1 pseudogene is annotated in these 267 nt (G+C 71.9%); it reads left to right on the top strand.

The annotated features are described in order from the left end of the window. Positions 1-267: pseudogene (locus ACQG3P_RS19910) on the top strand (catalase); the annotation flags it as partial.

Raw genomic sequence — 267 nt, 5'->3', positions numbered from 1 at the left:
TCGCTGCCCGTTCCGCTCCTACCACCGCGACGGTGCGATGCGGGGCGAGGGCAACGCTGCCGGCAGCGTGAGTTACACGCCCAACAGCGCGGGGCAGTGGACCACGTCGCCCGACATCCCGCGCACCGGGCTCGAGCTTGAGGGCCCTGCCGCACATTGGGACCAGCGCACGGTGGACGACCACGACGAACAGCCTGGCACCCTGTTCCGCGCCATGTCGCCCGCAGCGCCGGAGTCTGGCGAGGCGGAGAGCGCGAGCTGGTCTGC

Source organism: Stenotrophomonas sp. SrG (genome assembly GCF_050031795.1).
Lineage (GTDB): Bacteria > Pseudomonadota > Gammaproteobacteria > Xanthomonadales > Xanthomonadaceae > Stenotrophomonas > Stenotrophomonas rhizophila_A.
Note: the sequence above shows the minus strand (reverse complement) of the source record. Positions and strands in the feature narration are given on the sequence as shown.